Source organism: Pseudoalteromonas sp. APC 3355 (assembly GCF_030407615.1).
GTDB lineage: Bacteria > Pseudomonadota > Gammaproteobacteria > Enterobacterales > Alteromonadaceae > Pseudoalteromonas > Pseudoalteromonas distincta.
In genome coordinates, this window is record NZ_JASDDB010000017.1 from 26,138 (window position 1) to 45,719 (window position 19,582).

The window sequence follows — 19,582 nt, forward strand, 5'->3', positions numbered from 1 at the left end:
GCAGCTAATTTAAATAGGCATTACTAATATAATGTCTATTATAAATAAGCACATAATAAATCAATATAATTAATCGTAAATTAAAACAGGGAATACAGATGTCAAATAAATATAGAGATGATAAAGATTTAGCATTTTTACAGTATGCAGATGCAGAAATGCTAGAAGTATTTGTTAAGCATTTGATGTTTGATAAAGACGGAAAAAAACGAAATACAGAATCTTTATCTGGAGATAAAGCATTTATAGATGCAAAAGGTGACTATCGAAAAGCGTGGCAAAGTATAGCTGCAGAGCTTCAGCATTATGGTGGTGATACGTTGGTTAACCTTGTTCGTCGAACAGGAGTTACATATCGTGAAATTTTAGTGGATGTATGTAAGCGTATTAAAGTAAAAACCAATTTTGACGCAGCGACTATTGAAATAGAAAAAGCAATGTTTGCCAAATTAATAGAGACTTCATGGGACGATATGAGCGAAGAGCAAAAAAGTGAGTTAACAAAAGCACTAAAAGTTGACCCTAAGTTAGCTGGCCCTGCAGCAATGACGGCAATAATTTCGGCAATAAAGCTTGGTGGCTTTGCTAGTTATCAGGTAGCGTTAATTGTTGCTAACTCTATTGCCAGAATGATTATGGGTAAAGGTTTACAGTTAGCAGCTAATGCAACACTTGTACGAACCCTTAGCATTTTTGCTGGCCCAATAGGTTGGGCTATAAATGGTTTAATAACTGTTCCTGCGATTACAGGCCCTGCTTTTAGGGTTACTCTTCCTGCTGTTATTCAAGTAGCTGCAATGCGCCAAAAATTGGAAAATAAGGATGTTTTTTAAATGTATGAAAAAGTTTTAATCATCGATTGGTCTAAAGTAAAGCCTGAAGTAATTGAGGGTTTGCAGAGAGGGACTATTCGCCTAAGAGATGGTGTTGCTGTAAGCAATAAAGGAGTAGAGCAGTGGCTTCCTTTAGTAGAAAAAACAATAGAGTCTTCTGAAGGGCTTGGTTCTATTTTAAAACAAATGCAAGCTGCTCAAACGATTCAACTTGCTGCAACGGGGCTATCTACTGGGCTTTTATTAGGTGCTATTGTTGCACAAACAAAATACCTAGCTAATAAAATTGACAAGTTGCAGGATCAGATTGATTTGGTTTCCCAAGATGTACACTCACAAAATGTTATATATTTTATGAGTCAACTATCTGAATACTTTGGGTTGATTGAGTCGGCAAGAGTGTTGTTATTAGACAAGGCACTTGTAGAGGAGTCACATGAGATTGCAGTGCAATACATGGCTCAACTTGCAGTTAAAAGAAATGAACTTTTATCGCTTATTGATAACCTAGTTGGATATGTAGACTCTGCAAGTGCACAACATGCAAAGTTAATGTTTGATTTTGTAAATATGATGATGGACTTGCTACCTAAGACTATTTGTTTAGAAAGCCAACTTTATGAACGCTTTGGTAAATATAAAATGGCTGATCATATACTTGAGACTTCATCAAAAAATTACAACCTAATTTTATCTAATTATAAAACTTGGTGTAATACAAAAGCACGTGAAGTCATTAGCGGTCAAACTCCTCAGCATGTCCAATTAATAAACAATCAAAAAGACTTGTTAAAACAACTTTTTGATTCTGAAATTAACCAAGCGATATTAATCGGAAATGTGAAGAAAAACTTAGAGTACGCGCCGGTCAGTACCTCGGCTAACTAGTACAAGTTGCTTGTTAGCTTTTTAGTAGATTATTTTTTATGAAATTAAAGTTTTATAGGTACTAAATATGTCGTTCATTGAAAATGAATTAAATATAAATAAAAAAGAAATTGAGCAAGAAATTAAAGCGGGTTATGAAAAGATAGGAATTGATTATTCACAAGCATTAGTCGATCAAGCTGTTATGGTTTCGTGTTAGCAAAGCTTATTAGCTGAGCTAGAAAATCATAACGAGTTACATATCGCTTATGATAATGGGTCTAAAGATTTTGTTTTTGATGCAAATGAGTTAGATAGGTTAGCTTGTGAATTAGAAGATTATTATGGCTCTTTAGTTGAATTTCCAGAGAATTTGAAGCGTGGTACGTTTGACGAGTTTCATGCTGATTTAATTGATACCTTTGAAGCTTTTTGCAATGTAGAACCTTACCTCAATAGAGGTTTGCTTGACCAATTGCACAGTGAAGTAGTGCAAGGGATAGAACCTGATGACGAAGATGACGCACTATATGGCACTGGCAACACTAAAGAGTTTGATATAGCAAAATTAATAAAAATAGAAGAGTGCTTTTTAGAATATTTAAATGAGCTTAATAGTCAACTAAATTTCAGAATTTGAAACGCTATTATTAATTGTCTAAATGCATTTACGCAATGCAAAGCCATATAAATAGCGATGTATTAGATGCATTGCTATAACTTTCAAAGCTAGCATGATTGTGTAGTACAAAAATATTAAAGGATAGAAAATGGAATTTGAAGAGTTTTTATATACCTATATGGATGAAAAAAATACGGTGTATTTAGAATCCCGAACCAATAATCAACAGAGACTGTTTGTTGAGATTTATAGTTTAATTCGCCAGTACTTTCCGCAGTGTGATTGTTATACGACACATAATACTAAAGAAAAAAAACGTCATTTTAGGTTTGGTGTAAAAGATTTAAGCTCAAAACAAGGTATACCTCGTATTACAGTAACTTTTCTTTCCCTTACTGTAAGAGTGTCTCTTAATAGTAGGTTTTTTAAAGGAAAAAAAAGAATAGATCTGACTTCAATAGAGCAGCTATCGCCATTTTTAGAAAATATACAAGATCAATTAAATGGTGAAATGGGTGGGAACCAGAGAAACCCTATAGATTATTTTGGGGATGAAGAAACCACAGAGGAAGATACTAATGAAAAGCTGATTATAAATGACGGCAGTGAGTTTGATAGCCCTCCATCTCCTTTAAATCAAATCCTATATGGCCCTCCAGGAACAGGTAAGACTTACCATACAATTGAAGCAGCAGTAAAAGCTGCAGAGCCTGAAAAATATAAAGCGCTAAAAAGAAACCCCGCATTGAGTACAGCAAAATCACAAAGAGAAGAGCTTGTAAAACTCTACAAATCTCTGGTAGATGATGATCGTATTCGTTTTGTAACATTCCACCAAAGTTATGGTTACGAAGAGTTTGTAGAGGGGTTGCGTGCTCTTACAAATGAAGAAAAGCAAATAGAATATAAAGTTCTACCAGGTGTATTTAAAAAAATCAGTGATGATGCTGCTAACACAAATATTAAGAAAAATCTCGAACTGAATGCTAATCCGAGAATTTGGAAGATATCTATTGATGGTGTAAAACCTAGTTCGATAAAAAACTATTGTTTTGAAAATAAAGTGGCTGCAATTGGTTGGGGGCATACCGGTGACATGGCACAAGATGAGCGCTCTCCTGAAGAAAATGCTTACTTTGAAGGGCTAACTAGCCAAAATAAAAATACTATTACTCAGTTTTGCTCTGAGATTAATGAAGGTGACTTATTATTATGTATAAGTAGCGCAAAGACTATTCAGGCTGTTGGTGTTGTTAAGGGGGATTACGAATATAAAGATCAAGGGATATTAGATAGAAATGACTTTCGCCATACTTTACCTGTTGAATGGTTGAAAACGGACCTTGACCTTGATATTCATTCTTTAAATGATAATACCAACCTAGTTCAAAAAACAGTTTACGAGCTTGATAGGTTTACAGAAGCTGACTTTTTTCAGCTTATGGAAAAAAATGAAATATCACTTGGCCAGAAATCACTTCCAGAGACTAAAGATAATTATGTTTTAGTTATTGATGAGATTAATCGGGGTAATATTTCAAAAATATTTGGTGAACTTATTACGCTTATTGAGCCAAATAAGCGAGCCGGAAAAGACAATCTAGAAACATTAAAAGTAACTTTACCTCATTCTGGAAATCCATTTTCAGTCCCTGATAACCTTTATATTATTGGCACTATGAATACGGCTGATAGGTCGTTGGCAATGATGGATACTGCATTGCGACGTCGTTTTGATTTTATAGAAATGATGCCTGACTGCAGTGCCTTAAATGATGAAAGCGGTATGCCATATTGCATAGATATTGACGGTGTTAAGTTGAATCTATCTAAGCTGCTCTTAACAATGAATAAACGAATTGAAGTACTTTATGATCGTGAGCATACCTTGGGACATGCGTTCTTTATGCCTGTACTAGATGCATTGAATAGCGGTGAGGAAAATAGTGACGTTAAAGCTTTTATTGAGCTTCAGCGTATATTTAAAAATAAAATTATCCCATTATTAGAAGAATACTTTTTTGAAGATTGGAACAGAATACGTTTAGTTCTGGGAGATAACCGCAAAAAGACCGATGCGCAGAGCCAGTTTGTATTTATTCAACAGCATACTGCTTCATACAATGATATTTTTGGTGAAGAACATGGTTTAGAAACCTACGACGATAAAAAGACTACCTACAAACTAACTGACTTTAATGACGAAAGTGGAGCATGGCACCAGGCATTGGCTTATCAAGCCATTTATGATGCGTCGGTATTAAAAAAACAAGACAAATCGGCTAATTCAGGTAAAGAACCTAATTTGGCTGAGCAGACCGTTACAGGTATAGAGTCTGAAACGAGTAATTCATAATGCTAGCAGTAAAAAAGCAAACTACTGTTTTTGAGTTTGGGTATTTGGTTAATGGTGATGATAGAAGTGGCAAAGTACCAGCATCGCCCCAGATAAAACCTATTTCTGGAGACGCATACAATTATTTAAGAAAGTTATGTTTATGTGATGACTCAGAAAGTCGATTTATGCGCTTAAAGCAAGTTGATAGTTGTGAGGTATTACAAGTTAAAAACTATGCTGGTGTGATTTTCACTCCCGATGGTACCCAAATAGAAGTATTACCTAAAGTAGCTAAAAATAGTGATGACAGTGCCTCGCGCGCGTCATTACTCATGATGCTAAAATCACTTAAACAGTTTAGGCACTTACAAACTAATAAAGCTAATTTAGCTGAAAATAAAATACCTTTACTAGAGGTTTTTATTAGCCAGTTTTTAGCCTCTGTAAATGCTTTAATAAAGCGCGGGCTTAAAAGTGATTATGTACTAAAAGAAGATAACGTTGCCTTTTTAAAAGGTAAGCTTTTGGTAGGTAAGCAAGTTAAGCATAACTTTATTAATAAACATAAGTTTTATGTTGAGTACGAAGAGTATTTACAAGATCGGCCGGTTAATCGATTAATACACACTGCGCTTGTAAAGGTTAAAGGTTATAGCCGTAGTGCTAATAACCAAAAATTACTGCAAGAGCTATTATTTGCTTTTGCAGACATACCACTAAGTAATAATGTAAAAAATGACTTTGCCAGCGTTAAGCTAGATAGAGGAATGAAGTATTACGAAGCCCCACTGGCGTGGGCAAAGCTAATTATTGACGGGTTTTCTCCGTTAACGTTGCAAGGCAAGAGCAATGCATTTTCATTGTTGTTTCCTATGGAGGCGGTGTTTGAAAGCTATGTTGCTCAATATTTAAAAAAGCATATTACAGGTTTGGGGGAGGTGTCTGCTCAGGTGAGCACTAATTCTTTAGTTGATTATGACAACACACCTTATTTTTTACTTAAACCGGATTTATATATTTCACGCAAAGGTGGAACAGATAAAAGCAATGACATTGTGCTTGATACAAAATGGAAATTAATAAACGAGCAAAACTCTAGACGAAAAGACAAGTTTGGGCTTTCTCAAGCCGATTTTTATCAAATGCTTGGATATGGTCATACTTACTTAAATGGAGAAGGTGATTTAGTCCTTATTTACCCTAAAACAAACGTGTTTAGCAGTGCATTCCCGCAGAGCTTTAACTATGAAGGTGGAGCATTAAAGCTCTGGGTTGTTCCATTTGATATAAAAGCTGAATGTGAAAATAGAATAGATTTGAGCTGCTTATTTTAAAAAATGCTAAGCCATAAACATTTATAAAATTTATTTTGTATCGAAAGTTAAAAGCTTTTTAGTTAAGTGAGTAGCTGAATATTATTCACTTACCTAGGAATAAAATCTAAATTAATAAGGGAGTAATTAATGGTTAACTTATCGCAATTTAGAAAAGACGAATTTTTGCAATACGAATATGCACTGGCAACAGGGTGCACTGTTAGTAAATTGCTCAAAAAAAGTAGTGGTTTGCATGGAAACACGGGCTTTAACTCATTTTTAAATTCTACCTTCTCTACTGTAAGTCCAATCGATTGGCTTGAGCAAGACGAGATACTTGATGCGAGTGTAAATAACTTAAAAGCAGCAGCTAAATTTCTTACTGATTTAGAAGATTGGTTAGAGCTATCATCATTTGAAGTACTTAGCGGGTTGACTCGCAAGCACAACTCATCAACACTTAAAAGTATATTTAAAGCCACTAATAATGATAGGTGGGAAAGTGTTACAAGAGGTCAAATAGAAGGGCTATTAAAAGAATTTTTTTGGTGGTGTTCTGAAATAGATACACTAGATGTTTTTAATCAAGAGATCGAATCAGCTAAGACCCTTTTAAGCATTATTGATCAACCATTATTTAAACAATTAAAAACATTAGGGCAAGTAGTTGAGGTAAGTAGCGCAAACTGGCAACAAGACGAAGATGTTTTTAATAATATAATGAGTCAAATTTACAGCAGTAATAAACTTTTCGTGCAAGAGTGGTTGAGCTCTGACAGGTTATACGAGCATTACAATGTTAAAACCAAGCGAGCATATACATCACTATACTCTTGGCTAATTTTATCGTTAATTGCGCAGGTACGTAATTATAAAAACAACTTATGGGCAACTAAAAGGCAATGGAAAAGCTTAGGGTATAAGATTAAGAACGATGCAAGCCCGGCAGCTGTCTTTCATTATTTTAAAGTAAATAATAAAAATGAATTTGAAGAGATTGAGGAATCTAATGCTAGCTTTGGTCGCAAAGTGTCGTTAGTTTATAATGCTGATGAAGTCTTAGGGTTTGAAGGTAAGAGCTATAAAGAAACTAAAGTTAAGTCGGTACCAATACTTGAACAAAGAATTAAAGAACTAGGTGTTGATGTTAGACAAGTTATCAATGAGGCATTTTATAATTGCGCTGAGGATTATATAAATATGCCTCCAATTGAAGCATTTAAAGCTAAAGACAGTACAAAAGATTATTACGCTACCTTATTGCATGAAATGGTTCACTGGACCGGTCATAAAAGTCGATGCAATAGAGGGCTCGAAACGGCTCTTTCGCCAAAGCAACAAGCGATTGAAGAATTAGTGGCAGAAATTGGATCTGCATTTTTATGTGCAAGGTTTGGCATAACAAAAAAAGTAAGAACGCAATCAATTAGTTATATCGAAAATTGGCTAGACGGCTTGGGCTGGTGTGACTACATTGGCTACTTAGAACAAGCTGCAATGCTCGCTAATCGAGCAAGTAATTATATTTACGTACCAAAGCGAGATGATATTTGATCAAATAAAAATTAAAGTAATTTTATTTGCATAAAAGTAATTTAATTTCTATCTGTTAGTTTGGCAATAACAATAATTTGTTATTTAACAATTGGTTATAATTTGGCACCAACCTTGTAATAGTAGCTATGTGTTTAACTATTACAAGGCTTAGCCATGACTTCTAAAATAATTCTTAATGCAAACGATTCAATAACCTGTCCTCATTGTGATACTGATTTTGATGTACAAGATGCGATAGCAAAGCATTTAATTGAGCAACATGAAAATGAGTATGAGCAACTCCTAAATAAGCAATTAACTACCCTTAAAGCCCAAGCCACTAAAGATGCAGAGAAATCAGCGGCAAAAGTATTTCAGCAGCAACTAGCTCAATTAAATGAACAGCTAGAAGACAGCAAGCAAAGCGAAGAAGCACTCAAAATAAAGATTGAGTCTGAAAAAGTTAAAGCAGAGCAACGCGTGCTTGAAAAGGTGAAGCTAGAAAAGCAAAGCCTTGAGGCATCAATAAAATCTAAAGATGAGCAATTAGATCAATTTAGAAATGAAGAACTTAAACTCAGAAAGGCCAAAACAGAGCTTGAAGATAAACAAAAAAACTTTGAGCTTGAATTAGCACGTAAAGTTGAAGAGCAAAAGCAGTTACTTCGTGATGATGCTGCAAATGAGTTCAAATTGAAAGAAGCTGAGTACCGTAAAAAAATTGATGATGCTTCCAAAGCTAATAACGACCTTAAGCGCAAGCTAGAGCAAGGCTCACAACAGCTACAGGGGGAAGTTTTAGAGCTTGAGCTTGAGACTACACTAGCACAGTTATATCCGCTTGATTTTATTGAACCCGTAAAAAAAGGTGCTAAAGGCGCAGATGTCATACAAACAGTTTGCATGCGTTCAGGTACTGTATGCGGCAAAATAGTGTGGGAGACAAAGCGAGCTGAAAATTGGTCAAATGCCTGGGTCAGCAAACTTAAAACAGATTTACAAAATGCTGCTGGTGATATTGGAGTGCTAGTAACAACCGTATTTCCTGCAAATACAAATGAACCTATGTTAATGGTTGATGGAGTTTGGTTAGTTAAACCTGCTTTAGCAAAAGGGCTTAGTGAGGCGCTTAGAATAGTTCTATTAGAATCACAGCGCCAAAAAACGGTGAGTTCGGGCAAAAGTGAACAAGTAGAGGCTATATATGATTATATTTGTAGCACGCAATTTGTTCATCGTTTAAAAGCGGTTGTAGATCATCAAGAGCAAATGAAAATTGAACTTGATAAAGAAAGAAACGCAATGCAAAGGATTTGGAAAAAGCGTGAAGGGCAAATTACAGGTATTACATCGCAAATGATGTCGATTTGTGGTGAGCTGCAGGGCCTCTCGCATGGTGGTATGCCAATGTTGGATGAAATAGCTACTTTAGAGTAATAAACAAAAACCAGTTAAGGGCAAATTTTGCTCTTGACTGGTCGCTAATATAAGTGATTTATCTAAATAATCACTTAACAACTTGATTTGAGTAAAATGAATGGTAGATTAACGTGAGAGTATAACCCCCAAGGTCGGGAAGCAGTAAAAGGAATTGCAGTGATAATACCCCAGCGTTACCCCTCTATTTGTAGCTCTGCTCGGATAATAAAAATATCAAACGAGCCAATCACCCTTCTATCCGTAGCTTTATATAAAGCTAATGCATCAATTGATGAGGGAATCCCCTGTGCAAAATAATTTTGACGTCAGTCTATATCATGAAAAAGCATTTCAACACTTCTGTAGCATAAAAATAGGCAATCTTTTATGAGTACTTCGATTGTATCATCTAAAAAGTTAACTGGTATTAGTGCATTAAAACAATGGGAGAGTGAGTTTCTTGGTATCCCTCCGCGTAGAAGATTATCAGGTAAGCCTATTTGGGCGTATAAAGTAACAGACGAAGAGCTTATTTCTCTTAGATTCAAATTAAAGAATATGCTAGGAGGAAAGTCACCTAGCGTCGTTTTTAACGCTTCAGTTATATTTGACAAACTGTTTGTTCTATATTCAGCTACATGGTTACAAAGAAATTATTCTGGGGGAAGAGATAAGTGGCAACCACTCTTTGATAGCTTGGGTATTAAAGATTATAAGCCTTATTATCAATCTTCAATACGAGGTACTGTGGAGAGAGGTTTAGAATCTTGGCAGCAAATTATTTTTGATACGACAAGAGATGAGTATTTTGCGACTTTGTTTTGTCAAGGCGGTTTTCCACGAGCTATCTTAACTGGAGAAAACGAAACTTACTTAAGACAGTACCTCATTTACATAATTGAGGAGTATAGTCGTTTTCATCTCAGTAAATCATCATATGAACTAGCAAAAGAATTTCTACCAAAATTACCTAAAAGCTTGCAACAAGATTCTCTTGCAGAATTAGCTTCAACATTAGTCGAAGATCTTATTTTGTTACGAGATGAATATCACCTCTATGCAGTTAAAGACCCCGTTTTGGAACTAGAAGCTAAAAATCCAAAATGGAAGAAAGGTTTAAAGTTTCTTTTAAATGACAATGAAGCTACTGAATTAATGCGAGTATTGCTCAGACGGGCAGCGAGTATTGTAAAAAGAGAAAAACATCCTGTAAGAATAACGCGATTTTTAAGAGAAGGTCATGAAGGGTGGTACTTAGAAGCGCTCGTACATTTGAACGCAACAATTAACCCTGATGATCTCAATGATCAATTAGGAAATGTAAATCTCCCTAATTTTTTCGATATGTATTCTATAAGTTCTGCGCTTGGAAGAAAACTATCTGCGTCATTTAATTTAAAAGCAGATGGGGCAGAACGTTGGCAAGTATCTCGTAAGGCGATTAGTTACTTTGGGGGAACGGCACGGAATGAACTTAGTTTTGAATTATGGAGTGAAGATAAAAAGCTAACTTCAAACATATATTTCCGCGGCGAAGCATTATCAGATGTAATGCCTTGGGTTTTTGCTCCAGCATCCAAAGGCTTGATGTTCATCGGTGAGGGCTCTGTAAAAAGCCATTGCGAGAAAGTATACATAGTTTCTTCAGTAGAGCCCCTTCCTGCGAATTTGTTATCGACGGTTGAGTATATTGCTAAAATACCTGGCGAGGCGCGGGCTGTTTATGAGGTATATGGAGTTGCCAAAATATCCACCATATACGGTTCATTTAAGGTTATTACCGATTGCGTTAGCACTAATACTGTTACTTGTCAGATAGTGGGGGCCTTAGAGCCATTAGCTGTTGATGAGAAAGTGTATAAAGGATTACCAACACTTGTTTCAAATATAGATGGTAGTACGAGCGAGATTTCAGTAGAGGAGATCTTCTGGAAAAGTAAAGAAAGTGACAAAGTATGTGCTTGGCATGCTGATAATGTATTTGGTCGAGGTAATATTTTATGGGTTAAGGATGGTGATGTTGCTTGGCAGTCAAATCTTAATGTAATTCCTCAAAGCTCTAACTTTACCCATAATTTAAATGACGCAGGAAGGCTCGAAGTTAATGTTATAAATTTTAAAAATGATGGCGTTGCTTTATGTCACTCCCAGGAGCGTTGGCTTAAGAGTGTTGAACCGGCTATTTTTGGGCAAAGACTAAACATTCAATTACCTAGTAGTATTTCAGCTTCTGTCAGCGCTGATCTTCGTTGGCCATATGCTGGCTCATTATCATTCGAAATCCCCACGGGGCAAAATGGACTCTGCTTAATTTCACATACAGGGCGGCCAATAACAAAGTATCAACGAATTTGTATTGATGATCTATATCGGTGCTCATTAAAAGTAGTTTGTGATAACGAAAAAGCAATATGGGGATTTAAAATTAATGCTGTTCTGATTAAAGAAAATAAAAGAGAGCAGCGTGATGAAGTCAAGGTTTCTTTAAACGAGCATTTACGCTTTGGAAATGAAGAAATATCTTCTGAAATGCTAATCGATTGTCAGGTTTTAATTAAATTAGCCAACATCTTATATGCTCAATCAGACAATACATGGGATTACATTAGTTTTAGAGTAGAAAATAAATTTTTGGATTATCGTTCTGATTTAGGCAAAGTTTACCCTGACAGGCATTTAGCTATACCTATTAATAATGAAAGAAGAGTTAAAGAAAAGTTCTTCATTAGTAATATTGATGCTCATAAACATCCAGAATTGGTCAAATTAAAGTTACGGCCTATGTGGAAACTTACAGAAAGTGAAGTTGTCATGGATGTTGACTATGACGAGCTGAACAGAAAGGCTTTTGTTGTTCCAAATGACTTAAAGACGGGCCCCTGGCTTGTTTTTGCAGACCCTGAACATAAAGTTCAACCAACAGTGGTGTCAATTTTTGGTGAAAATGTAAGTTTTGATGGAACCTTAACTTGTGCAGTAAAAAGTAATAACGTTCGATGGTTTCATGATGTATTACAGTTAATGGTAAAAGATCCAAATTACAAAGCTTGGAGTGAGGTAGAGCTATTTGTAAATGCTTTGGATTTGGTTCGAGCAAATACATTTAACATATTTACACATATGCTAGATTACCCTCAATCCTTAGCATTACTCTTGTTTAGAAAATCAGATCAAGCGTGGTTTGAATCTGTTTGGAAGCTACAAAACCAACTTCCTTTTAGCTGGTTATGTTTAACTTTAGAACATTGGCTTTTTGCTATGGATAGCCTTATCGCTAGAATCGATCGTGAAGTCTCTAATTTAAGCTTAAATGAAGAAATGACAATGCAACTAAAGATGATGCAGGTTGAAGACTTTCTTGAAAGGCTATCTTCTAGGGGGGAGGGTTTCGCGACAATTGCAGATATTCTCAGATACAAGAAAATAGGTAAAACTTGTGAGTGGATAAATAGCCATAATGACGATTGGAAGTTAAACCAATTCGATTTATTCCATAAAAGAAAAAAAGAGTTGTTTGAGCGGCAAGGTGGTAAATTTATCTGCAGACTTCAATCAGCTAGAAAAGATGAAGAGTTTAGACACGAATTAAAACCTAACTTGATGAGGGCTGTATTACCTCAAAAGCTTCATTGTTTACTTATAAAGCCGAACCTTTCCGATCATGTTTATAAAAGCCAATTCTTTATGCTTGAATTACCTGTACTTACGGCTTATTGGGCTGCAGGACATTTAGACTCGGTAGATGATTTTCCTGTTAATTACAAACCATTTTCTCGCTTTTTACAAGTCGCTATATCAAGATTACTTTCTGAAGATAGAGAGTGGATTCACAGCTCTTACAGTTTAGCTCTTCAAGCTAGTTTTTTAATTTCCAAGGACAATGCTCATGACTAAAAATATTTCATTTACAAAATTATATGAAGACATTTGTGAGCGAAGTTCTCAAGCAATATTAAGCAGAATGAGGTTACGTAACCCATCGCTCCGTAACTACATTCACCAAGAGTTATCTGCAAGATTTGGTGAAGAGAATAGTCTTTTAGCTGATCCTATCTTTGAGGCAATGTTTGGTTGGAATCCTTCTAAATCATCTCTGCTGAGCTTGGTACAGGCTAAAGAATTATCCACCTCTTTATTTAATAACTTAACAACTCCCCCTTTGCCAAAACCAATTGACGAAGAAGACTATAATGATAGTGTTTCACATCGATATTGTAATGACATTAAAGAAGATTATTCATGGCCAGAAGCTAGGGCCCCTTACCGGCACCAATTAGACGCATGGAAGCATTTAATGGATGATGATGTTAAGTCAGTTGTTGTGACTAGTGGCACGGGCTCAGGTAAAACAGAATGTTTTCTCGTCCCATTGTTAAATGATTTAGCAAAGCAAGCTGAAGCATCTAAAGGCGATTTAGTAGGGGTGCAAGCACTTTTTCTATATCCATTAAACGCATTGATTAACTCTCAACGTGAGCGATTAAGTGCCTGGACGAGAGGCTTTGAAGGTAAGATAAAATATAGCCTTTATAATGGCGACACTGAAAATAACCCTCCCAAACAAGATATATTAAGAAAAGAACAAGCAGACACGCCTGAAAGGGTAAGATATAGAAAAATTATTAGAGATACGCCCCCACCAATACTATTAACTAACGCAACAATGCTTGAATACATGCTGGTCAGGCAGGAAGACCAACCAATAATTCAGCAATCTGAAGGTCAGCTCAAATGGATTGTGTTAGATGAAGCTCATACTTATGTAGGGTCTCAAGCCGCAGAAATTTCTTTATTATTAACTCGTGTGATGCACGCCTTTAAAGTCAGTCCAAAAAACGTTCGCTTTGTTGCAACTTCAGCCACAATAGGTGATAAAAATAATCAAGAAAAAACAAATAAACAGCTGAAGGCTTATTTAGCGAAGTTAGCAGGTATTGAGACATCACAAGTCCATGTAGTAAATGGCGAACGCTTAATACCATCGATAAAAGAGAATGATTCCAATGAGAAGATCGATATTGATTATGCAGCTACATTATCAAGTAATGAGTTATTCGCTTATTTATCTAGATCAGCTGTTGCTAAAAGTTTAAGAGAAAAATTAACTAAAATGCCTATGAGTTTGGCTGATATAGCTAAGGTTCTTTGGCCATTGAATAATAAGATAACGACTAATCAAAAGAAGAAGTCACTTCTACTAATTGATTTAATGGCGAAAGCATATTCAAATCAATCTAGTGATCCCCAAGCATTTTTGCCCGTCAGAGCGCACTTTTTTCATAGAGCACAAAAAGGAATTTGGAGTTGTATTGATATTAACTGCTCTAAAAAAGAAGGTACTTTGTTAGAAAGTGGCTGGGAATTTGGCAAAGTTTACCTCGAAGAGAAGCGGCATTGTGATTGTGGTGCACCAGTATTTGAGTTAGCTCATTGTTCAGGATGTGGAACAAGTTCTTTAAATGCTGAAGAGTTAGTTGTATCTGGGGGTAAGAGGCAATTAAGTGTAAGGATTGGTGAGTTACTTGACGATTATGCTGATGAAGTAGAGCAGCAGCCAGATGATTCAGAGCAAGAATGGGTAGAAGATGAAGTAGAGTTGACCAAACATGCTCAAATTTTTTCACCTTTAAAATCAGAGAAAGGAATTAGATACTTAAACTTCAAAACTATGGCACTGTCACACTCTTATGAAGAAGAAAGCCATGCAATCAGTGTTATTACTAATGATGACCATGATGGTTTACGCTGTGCTTGCTGTGAGAAAGTTGAAAAACAAACCGGTACTAACTTTAAACGAGCAATACTTGGTGCGCCATTTTTAATGGGGACTGTTGTACCTACTATGTTAGAACATGCGCCAGGGAAAAGTGACGATGTAAAAGATCTCCGTGGTAAACGAATGATAACTTTTACTGATAGCCGACAAGGTACTGCTCGTTTTTCTGCAAAGATGCAACTTGATTCAGAGCGTAATTTTGTTCGTAGTTATGTTTATCATCGTTTGTCTTCAATTAAGTCTCAAAGTTCACTTGAACCAGTAGCTAAACAAACGGTTGATTTATTAAAGAGTAATGGCTTCAGTGATGAGGTTATTGCTGCTCAGGTGCCAGCATATAGGAACTTTATCTCAGCATCAGCTTCCATTTCTTGGTTTGATTTAGTTGAACAACTTTCAAGCACGGATCAAATTCAGTTACTTTCGGGTTCTATAAAAGGGCTAAGTGAAGAGCAAAAAGAACAATTACAAATAGGTGAATATGCTGATAAAGAACCTCAGCTTTTAGATCCCAAAAAATTGGCAAGTCTATTTTTGTATCGAGAGTTTGCCCGTAGACCAAAGACACAAAACAGTTTGGAAACAATGGGCCTTGTTGCATTAACTTATCCTGCAATTGATGCTATTAAGGAAGAACCTCAATCATGGCGAAGCATAGGGTTAAATAACGTAGATGATTGGAAAGACTTTTTAAAAATATGCATCGATTTTTGGGTTCGTGAGAATACTTTTGTTGATATCCCTAAGTACTATTTGAACTGGATGGGGGCACGAATTATGCCTCGTAGTTTAATTCGTTCTGACGACGCACCAAGAGATGAAATAGAAAAGAAAGCGCTACGTAAATGGCCAACGGCAAAGCCTACAGGAAGTATGCATCGACTTGTTCGAATGTTGGCAAAAGCAACAGGGTTAAATCCGAAAGAAAACTGTTTATTATTTAATGATGTGCTAGGCGACGCTTGGAAAAAGTTACTCGAGCAACATATTTTAATTAAAGATAATAACGATAGAGGCTATCGTTTAAATTTTGAAAAGGTAGCTGCACCGCAGTTGATGACTAGTGGTTGGTTGTGTCCTTATACTACTCGTATTTTAGATACCACTTTGAAAGGGATATCCCCTTATTTACCAAATGAAGATGAGCGATTTGAATACTGTACAAAAATAGAGGATTTAAAATCAGAAGAGTTTATTCAAGAAGGCAGGGAGCAAGGCTACTGGAGTGATTTAAATGACCGCATTATTGAGGGCGTTAATTTAATACGTGCGGCAGAGCACTCAGCACAACAAGAAAGTCAGCGTTTAGCTGGATTAGAAAATGCATTTAAGTCAGGGAATTTACAGATTTTAAGTTGTTCAACAACAATGGAAATGGGCGTTGATATAGGCTCTCTTTCAATGGTTGTCATGAATAATGTTCCTCCAGGTCCAGCTAACTACTTACAACGAGCGGGTCGTGCTGGTCGAAGGCAAGAGTCTACAGCTATGGCATTAACATTTTGTAAATCTACTCCTCATGGTGAGCGTGTATTCTCACACCCCAAATGGCCTTTTGAGACCCCAATTAACGTGCCTCTGGTTTCACTAAATAGTAAACCTCTAGTGTTGAGACATATAAACTCACTAATACTTTCGACTTTTTTAATGTCAATTTATCAAAGAGATGAGAGCATTTTAAAAATGCATGCTGGGACATTTTTTCTCGAACCAGAATCAGGCGGTAAATCAGTAGTACAACAATTTCAAGATTGGTGTTCAACTGAAGCACTCACTAATGCGCGTTTAGAAGCTGGCATCACCCAACTGCAATTTGAAACCGTATTCTCACTTTATGACTGGAAACTATTAGTTTCAATGGTACAAGACGAAATGAGCGGTTCTTGCAAAAAGTGGATGAAGGAATACGATTCATTAAACTTTCAACTAAGTCGTTGTGATACTACTGGTGCCGCTGGACCAGCGCTAAGAAAGTTATCAGGGCAACTAAAGCGTTTAAAGGAAAATTATTTATTAGCAGAGCTATCTGGAAGTGGTTTTTTACCAGGTTATGGTTTTCCAACTGGTGTTGTAGCTCTTATAACAAACAGTAAGGATAGTAAAGAAAACAGAAAGCCTGTTGATAGCAAGCAAAATAAATTTCAGCGCAGAGGTTACCCTAGTAGAAGTTTGGATGTAGCCTTAAGGGAATATGCACCAGGTGCAGAAATTGTATTAGACAGTGTGGTTTACCAATCACAAGGCTTACAATTAAATTGGAAAATGCCGTTTAGTGAAAATGAGATTAGCGAACAGCAACTATTTAGAGTTTCATGGGAATGTAATGAATGCCACACTACTAGTACTTCTGTAATCAAGCCTGAACACTGTACTAATATGGAATGTTGTTCAAGTAATATTAGGTGGCAAGAATATATAGTTCCATCGGGTTTCACCGTTGATTATAGTACGCCACTACATAATGATTATACACAACCTAAATACCTACCATTCAAAGAGCCTAAAATATCTTTAGAAGATGCTATGTGGCAACCATTACCTAACCCTGAACTTGGTCGCTATAGAACCAATGATAACGGAAAGTTATTCCATTTTAATGAGGGAAGTGGCGCAGGTTACGCACTGTGTTTGTGTTGTGGCAGAGCTGAAGCTTTGGATAACAATGGTGGTGTTTCTAAATTAACCAAACAGCACAAAAGGCTGCAAGGTACTAGTATCGATAACAGTATTTATTGCCAAGGTTCAGAAAACTCGTGGGCCATAAAACAAAGTAAATTTGGTATTGATAACAAAGTGACACATCCCTTTTTGCTGGGGCACGACGTTCAAACTAGTATTTTCGAAATACAAATAAATAACCCGATTACAGGTAGCGCCATTTTTGATTCCAAATTAATGTATACCCTTGGGGTCGCCATAAGGATAATGTTGGCTCAGAAAGCTGGTATTACAACTGATGAGTTAGGTGTTGCAGTTCGTGATGTAACACAAAAAGGAGGCTTAAAAGTTACAAGCTTATTTGTGTACGATATTGCTTCACAAGGCGCAGGTTTTTCAACATCGATATTAAATAACTTTACTGACATTGTAACCGAGGCAAGAACATATCTTGATACATGTACTAATAGAGAATGTGAAGGTGCATGTCATGCCTGTCTTTTGGACTATGATACACAGCATGAAGTTGATAACTTAGATAGGATTCATGCAAGTAATTTTTTGGCAGCTTCACAATTCGTTGAAAAGTTAAGGCTACCTAAAGAATTAAGGATTTTCGGTAATGATTCCCTTGCAGAGATGGACAGTATGTCTTTGTTAATGACGAAAGTCATTGATACAGATGTAACGGGTATTCGCCTCTATTTAGGAGAGGATATAACAGAATGGAATTGGTCTGAGTGGAAGTACAGAAATTGGGTTAATCAACTTGCTACATCTAATATAGACGTTTCTATCTATATAGACAGCAAGTATATCAAAAGCCTCCAGCCAGATATCGCATGGAGTATTCAAGAGGACCTTGTTCCGGGTATTAGCTGGCATACTTGTGACTATAATGCACTTCCTAATAAAAGTGGATATATGTTGTTTGATGTTATTAAAGGTAACAATTCTCAGTCTTGGGGAACACTAGATAAAAGCGCAAGTTTGCCTAGTATAGCATGGGGTGAGCCTCTAGATACACTTATTGTAAAATCAAAACCTACAGTTGATAGCATTGTCATTTCTGAGCTAATAAATTTAGACAAAATATCTAGTAAATCTAACTTAACTTCAGCAGTAGTTATAGACAATGTTAGCAATAATTTGAATTGTAATGTTCAGTCTTTCGGAGAAAACTTATTTGAATTTATATCAGAGAGTGATGAGCAATTCTTACAGAAAATTTCATGCGGAATATCAAGTGCTGCCTATTATGACAAATACTTAGTGTCCCCCCTCAGTTCCTTTTTAATAATTAACTTTGTTGCTGCGATAAAAGAAAATATGAATGAGTTTGATCTTGAACTTTATTCGGCATATCCGAAAAAGGCTCTGCATAATCGCCCTCCAGTCTGCGTGGCAGACAATTGGGAGAACCATGATGATCAGCTTTATTATTACAGCCAACTAAGTAAAAAATATGGATTAAATGTATATCCTGAATTAACTGAGCCAAAAGAGTTACCACATGGCCGCTTTTTACTTTTAAAACTGAAAGATAAAAGCGAGGTGAAAATAATTTTTGATCAAGGGATGGGCTATTGGAGCAGTCGATACCCTTATCGATATAATTCATTTGATTTTACAAAAGATGAATTCGAGCAAGTAGAAGCCTCCACACAGTGGTCATTTAACTTAGAAGCTGCAAGTCATGATTCGTATATTGCAGTTAAGTATGAGTAAAGTTTTTAAATCTATTGAGTAACAATCATGATAATAAAATTGCTAAATATATCTATTTTATTGAGCTAATAATTATTTGAATAGCAATTTTAAAATTATTATCTGGTATTTTAAATTGGAGCCCCTTTGGATAAAAAAGGGGGGTGAGTTATGAAGTTCGAACAAATTATTGAGCGTATTATTTCTATTAATCACGCATGGAAACTGGCTCGAGATGATTTTGGTAAAAATAGCCCGATTACTATATCGCTAAGAGAGCAAAAATCATCTTGGCAAGCTAACTTACTCAGGTTTTATCCCGAGGTTAGCTATTTAGCTCTTGCAACAGATTCTGATTCACACGATGAGGACCTATATAGTGTCAGGCTTAGTAAGCCAGTTAAAACAAGTATTGGCCTTAAAAATGATGCAGAGCATATCCCTAAAAGATTGGCTGAATCATTATTTACAAACCAAGAGTTAAACAAATATTTTAATAAGGATGTATAA

At 36.0% G+C, this 19,582-nt stretch carries 11 protein-coding genes; all 11 read left to right on the forward strand.

The genetic code is table 11. The features are described 5' to 3' along the window. Positions 1-98 precede the first annotated feature (98 nt). The 11 genes from QMA08_RS17930 (at position 99) to QMA08_RS17980 (ending at position 19,582) form a co-directional block, all read left to right on the forward strand. Positions 99-833, forward strand: a complete 735-nt coding sequence (locus tag QMA08_RS17930) for a DUF3944 domain-containing protein (RefSeq protein ID WP_290175139.1) — start codon at positions 99-101, stop codon at positions 831-833. After that, positions 834-1,721: a hypothetical protein gene (locus tag QMA08_RS17935; protein ID WP_290175140.1), complete on the forward strand. Its 888-nt coding sequence runs from the start codon at positions 834-836 to the stop codon at positions 1,719-1,721. Between the two features lie 67 nt (positions 1,722-1,788). Then, complete coding sequence (locus tag QMA08_RS17940) at positions 1,789-1,920, forward strand: hypothetical protein (protein ID WP_290175141.1); 132 nt, start codon at positions 1,789-1,791, stop codon at positions 1,918-1,920. Between the two features lie 153 nt (positions 1,921-2,073). Next, positions 2,074-2,340, forward strand: a complete 267-nt coding sequence (locus QMA08_RS17945) for a hypothetical protein (RefSeq protein ID WP_290175142.1) — start codon at positions 2,074-2,076, stop codon at positions 2,338-2,340. A 130-nt stretch (positions 2,341-2,470) separates the two neighbouring features. Next, positions 2,471-4,678 (forward strand): AAA family ATPase, encoded by a 2,208-nt coding sequence (locus QMA08_RS17950; protein ID WP_290175143.1) that lies wholly within the window; start codon positions 2,471-2,473, stop codon positions 4,676-4,678. After that, a complete protein-coding gene (locus QMA08_RS17955) occupies positions 4,678-5,994 on the forward strand; it encodes an McrC family protein (protein WP_290175144.1) in 1,317 nt (438 codons plus the stop codon). The genes QMA08_RS17950 and QMA08_RS17955 overlap by 1 nt, the downstream gene beginning before the upstream one ends. A 129-nt stretch (positions 5,995-6,123) precedes the next feature. Then, the gene (locus QMA08_RS17960; protein ID WP_290175145.1) at positions 6,124-7,530 is read left to right on the forward strand and encodes a zincin-like metallopeptidase domain-containing protein; all 1,407 of its coding nucleotides are present in this window, start codon (positions 6,124-6,126) and stop codon (positions 7,528-7,530) included. Positions 7,531-7,686: 156 nt separating this feature from the next. Continuing rightward, positions 7,687-8,949, forward strand: a complete 1,263-nt coding sequence (locus QMA08_RS17965) for a DUF2130 domain-containing protein (RefSeq protein WP_290175146.1) — start codon at positions 7,687-7,689, stop codon at positions 8,947-8,949. A gap of 369 nt (positions 8,950-9,318) precedes the next feature. Then, a complete protein-coding gene (locus QMA08_RS17970) occupies positions 9,319-12,825 on the forward strand; it encodes an STY4851/ECs_5259 family protein (RefSeq protein WP_290175147.1) in 3,507 nt (1,168 codons plus the stop codon). Beyond that, positions 12,818-19,093 (forward strand): DEAD/DEAH box helicase, encoded by a 6,276-nt coding sequence (locus tag QMA08_RS17975; protein ID WP_290175148.1) that lies wholly within the window; start codon positions 12,818-12,820, stop codon positions 19,091-19,093. Before QMA08_RS17970 ends, QMA08_RS17975 begins: the two co-directional genes overlap by 8 nt. Before the next feature lie 150 nt (positions 19,094-19,243). Then, positions 19,244-19,582, forward strand: coding sequence for a hypothetical protein (locus tag QMA08_RS17980; RefSeq protein ID WP_290175149.1), 339 nt, complete (start codon positions 19,244-19,246; stop codon positions 19,580-19,582).

Bases quoted from the DNA above. Each gene is read 5' to 3' on its own strand.
- QMA08_RS17930 (WP_290175139.1), top strand. From the start codon at position 99: ATGTCAAATAAATATAGAGATGATAAAGATTTAGCATTTTTACAGTAT.
- QMA08_RS17935 (WP_290175140.1), top strand. From the start codon at position 834: ATGTATGAAAAAGTTTTAATCATCGATTGGTCTAAAGTAAAGCCTGAA.
- QMA08_RS17940 (WP_290175141.1), top strand. From the start codon at position 1,789: ATGTCGTTCATTGAAAATGAATTAAATATAAATAAAAAAGAAATTGAG.
- QMA08_RS17950 (WP_290175143.1), top strand. From the start codon at position 2,471: ATGGAATTTGAAGAGTTTTTATATACCTATATGGATGAAAAAAATACG.
- QMA08_RS17955 (WP_290175144.1), top strand. From the start codon at position 4,678: ATGCTAGCAGTAAAAAAGCAAACTACTGTTTTTGAGTTTGGGTATTTG.
- QMA08_RS17960 (WP_290175145.1), top strand. From the start codon at position 6,124: ATGGTTAACTTATCGCAATTTAGAAAAGACGAATTTTTGCAATACGAA.
- QMA08_RS17965 (WP_290175146.1), top strand. From the start codon at position 7,687: ATGACTTCTAAAATAATTCTTAATGCAAACGATTCAATAACCTGTCCT.
- QMA08_RS17970 (WP_290175147.1), top strand. From the start codon at position 9,319: ATGAGTACTTCGATTGTATCATCTAAAAAGTTAACTGGTATTAGTGCA.
- QMA08_RS17975 (WP_290175148.1), top strand. From the start codon at position 12,818: ATGACTAAAAATATTTCATTTACAAAATTATATGAAGACATTTGTGAG.
- QMA08_RS17980 (WP_290175149.1), top strand. From the start codon at position 19,244: ATGAAGTTCGAACAAATTATTGAGCGTATTATTTCTATTAATCACGCA.